The organism is uncultured Limnohabitans sp., from assembly GCF_937889215.1.
Taxonomy (GTDB): Bacteria; Pseudomonadota; Gammaproteobacteria; order Burkholderiales; family Burkholderiaceae_C; genus Limnohabitans_A.
Map to the genome: position 1 here is coordinate 1 of NZ_CALBEX010000258.1, position 3,454 is coordinate 3,454.

At 61.0% G+C, this 3,454-nt stretch carries 4 protein-coding genes; 3 read left to right on the plus strand and 1 reads right to left on the minus strand.

Going from position 1 to position 3,454, the window contains the following annotated elements:
- Positions 1-496: AEC family transporter (locus Q0341_RS06530; RefSeq protein ID WP_366522723.1), on the plus strand; the 496-nt coding region annotated here is incomplete at its 5' end.
- 54 nt (positions 497-550) lie between these two features.
- On the opposite strand, the gene Q0341_RS06535 is transcribed toward Q0341_RS06530, so the two are convergent.
- Entirely contained in the window at positions 551-1,462 is a 912-nt protein-coding gene (locus Q0341_RS06535; RefSeq protein ID WP_299511338.1) for a LysR substrate-binding domain-containing protein, read from the minus strand.
- Between the two features lie 311 nt (positions 1,463-1,773).
- Here Q0341_RS06535 and Q0341_RS06540 point away from each other — a divergent pair, with 311 nt between their 5' ends.
- Both Q0341_RS06540 and ligK read left to right on the plus strand, forming a co-directional pair.
- Positions 1,774-2,802: an amidohydrolase family protein gene (locus tag Q0341_RS06540; RefSeq protein ID WP_299511340.1), complete on the plus strand. Its 1,029-nt coding sequence runs from the start codon at positions 1,774-1,776 to the stop codon at positions 2,800-2,802.
- 28 nt (positions 2,803-2,830) lie between these two features.
- Positions 2,831-3,454: 4-carboxy-4-hydroxy-2-oxoadipate aldolase/oxaloacetate decarboxylase (gene ligK / locus Q0341_RS06545; RefSeq protein WP_299511339.1), on the plus strand; the 624-nt coding region annotated here is incomplete at its 3' end.

A 3,454-nucleotide genomic window follows, 5' to 3' on the forward strand; every position in this document is an offset into this window, starting at 1 on the left:
AGGTCAACCCGGTCGGTGGAAGTCCGTGCTGTGGCAGACCCTGAAAAACCTGCTGAAAAACCCCATGCTCATCGGCATCGTGGCTGGTTTTCTTTTTTCTTTGTCGGGTTTGTCCATGCCCGTGACTCTGGGGCGCACCATCCATTTGTTTGCGCAGTCCAGCGCTGTGCTGTCGCTGTTTGTGATCGGTGGCTTGCTGGTGGGTTTAAAGGCGCAGGGCCTGCAGGGCACGGTGATGCCGATTGCGCTGGGCAAGTTGGTGCTGCACCCGCTGGCCATGTGGGCTGTCTTGGTTTGGGTTGTGCCCATCGGTGACCCGGCTTTGCGCGCCGCAGCCTTGCTCACCGGGGCCATGCCCATGTTGGGCATCTACACCATTTTGAGTCAACGCCACGGCCACGGCACGGTGAGTGCGGCGGCCTTGCTGGTGACCACGGTGCTGTCGTTTTTGACCCTCAGTGGGCTGTTGTGGGTGTTGAAGCTGCACCCTGTTTGAAGGATCGCGGGTCATGACGCGGGGCCCGTGGCGTCATGCCCAGTGCGGTCTTTTTCAGGGCGGACTCAACCACTGCGCCGCCATCTCGGTCAATAGGGTCAGGGTGGCTTGCTGTGTGAGTGTGCTGGGGCGCTGCGCACTGATGGCGGTGGTTAACTGGATGTGCAGGGCCGGCTGGGTCAAGGCCCGCACAGAAAAAGCCGATGGCCGCACCGAACGCATGACAGCGTTGCGCGGCAAGATGGCGTAGCCCGCGCCATCCGCCACCAGGTCCAGGATGGCGCTGACGCCGTCGATCTCCAACGCAATTTGTGGTCGGCAGCCAATGGCCGCCATTTCAGATTCCACATGCATGCGGATCGCGTTGGGTCGTGTCGGAATCACCAAGGGCAGGGTGGCCACTTCTTGCAGGCTGATGGCGGGCGGCGGCGGGTCTTCTTGCAGACCCGGCGGGCGGGGTTGCACCAGCAGCAATTCTTCTTTCACCAGCGGGGTGTGTTCGATGCCTTGGACCTGGCTGGGGTTGTAGAGCACGGCGATGTCGAGGCGGCCGTTTTGCAGGTTCTCTTGCATGGCGCTGGACAGGCCTTCGCTGATGGACAGCTGGGCTTCTGGCATGCGCTGCCTGAAAGCGCGGGTCAACGGCACGGTGAGCACCCGCGCGACGCTGGGCGGCAGGCCCAGGGCCACGCGACCCGACAGACCGCTGCGCACCCGGCCCAGTTCTTCGCGGGCACGCTCGACTTGGTGCAGGATGCCCCGGCCGTGTTCGAGCAAAAGCTGCCCGGCTTGGGTGGGTGTCGCTCCTCGGCCATTGCGCACCAGCAGGTTTTGCCGCAACTCGACTTCGAGCAGGCGAACCTGTCGGCTGAGCGCGGGTTGGGCGATGTTCAGGGCTTGGGCGGCCCGGGTGAAGCTGCCCAGTTCGGCCACGCGCACAAAGTATTCGAGCTGTTTGAGGTCCATGGGAACCCTTTCTGTGGGTTTGATTTTGTCATATCCATGGCTTGGTTATGCGTATTTGTTCTAGCTGGTAGATGCACCGGGGGCTGGGCGCTGCCGAGGGGATTGCGCACAATAACGAAATCGCAGAGTGGGTTGGCGAGTTGCCCTGTAGGTCGGCGGCTTTAGCCCCGACAAGCGTCACAGGTGGGCTTTGTCGGGGCTGAAGCCGCCGACCTGCAAAATGCCAAGCTCTGATCTTTTTTCGGGGCTAAAGCCACAGTATCTACACGACACCATCAACGCAGGAACCCCACATGAGCCAAACGAAACCCTTGATCATCGACGTGCACGGCCACTACACCACCGCCCCCAAGGCGCTGGAAGAGTGGCGCAACAAGCAAATTGCGGGCATCAAGGACCCCAGCGTCAGCCCCAAAGTCTCCGAGCTGAAAATCAGCGACGACGAGTTGCGCGAAACGATTGAGACCAACCAGCTGGCCAAGATGAAAGAGCGCGGTTCGGACATCACCATCTTCAGCCCCCGCGCCAGTTTCATGGCCCACCACATTGGCGACTTCAACGTCTCGTCTACTTGGGCGGCGATTTGCAACGAACTGTGTTTCCGCGTGGCGCAACTTTTTCCTGACCACTTCGTGCCTGCGGCCATGCTGCCCCAGTCGCCCGGCGTGGACCCGGCCACCTGCATTCCCGAGCTGGTCAAGTGCGTGGAGCAATACGGCAACGTCGGCATCAACCTGAACCCCGATCCATCGGGCGGCCACTGGACTTCGCCGCCATTGAGCGACAAGGCCTGGTATCCCATTTATGAAAAGATGGTCGAGTACGACATCCCCGCGATGATCCATGTGAGCACCAGCTGCAACAGCTGCTTTCACACCACGGGCGCGCATTACCTGAACGCCGACACCACCGCCTTCATGCAGTGCCTGACCAGCGATCTGTTCAAGGATTTCCCGACGCTGAAGTTCTTGATCCCGCACGGCGGCGGCGCGGTGCCTTACCACTGGGGCCGTTTCCGTGGTCTGGCGCAAGAGCTCAAAAAGCCCTTGTTGTCTGAGCACCTGCTGAACAACATCTTCTTTGACACCTGCGTGTACCACCAGCCCGGCATTGATTTGCTGACCAAAGTCATTCCGGTCAAGAACATCTTGTTTGCGTCCGAGATGATCGGCGCGGTGCGCGGCATCGACCCCGAAACCGGTCACTACTTTGACGACACCAAGCGCTACGTGCAAGCCACGGCCAACCTGAACGACGAAGAGCGTTACATGGTCTACGAAGGCAATGCGCGCCGCGTGTTCAAGCGACTGGACGACCAGCTGACCGCCAAGGGCCAGTGACGCATTTCAAAATAGCCAGGAGAACACCATGTACGAACTCGGCGTTGTTTACCGCAACATCACCCGCGCTGACCGCGCAGTCGCTGACGGTCTGGCCGCTTTGGGCTCGGCCACCGTGCACGAGGCCATGGGCCGTGTCGGCCTCATGAAGCCTTACATGCGCCCCATTTATCCGGGCATACAAGTCTCGGGCACGGCTGTCACGGTCTTGCTGCAACCAGGAGACAACTGGATGATGCATGTGGCGGCCGAGCAGATTCAGCCGGGCGATATCGTGGTGGCGGCGGTGACGGCCGAATGCACCGACGGTTACTTTGGCGATCTGTTGGCCACGTCATTCCAGGCCCGAGGTGCCCGCGCTTTGATCATCGACGCGGGGGTGCGCGATGTGAAAGAACTGCAGAAGATGAACTTCCCGGTTTGGAGCAAGGCCATCAGCAGCAAAGGCACGATCAAGGCCACGCTGGGTTCGGTGAACATTCCGGTGGTGTGTGCGGGCATGATCGTGCAGCCGGGTGATGTCATCGTGGCCGACGACGACGGTGTGGTCTGCGTGCCCGCGGCCCGCGCCGCTCAAACCTTGGAAGCCGCCCAAAAACGCGAAAGCTTTGAAGGCGAAAAACGCGCCAAGCTGGCTTCGGGGATTTTGGGC

Bases quoted from the DNA above. Each gene is read 5' to 3' on its own strand.
- Q0341_RS06535 (WP_299511338.1), bottom strand. From the start codon at position 1,462: ATGGACCTCAAACAGCTCGAATACTTTGTGCGCGTGGCCGAACTGGGC.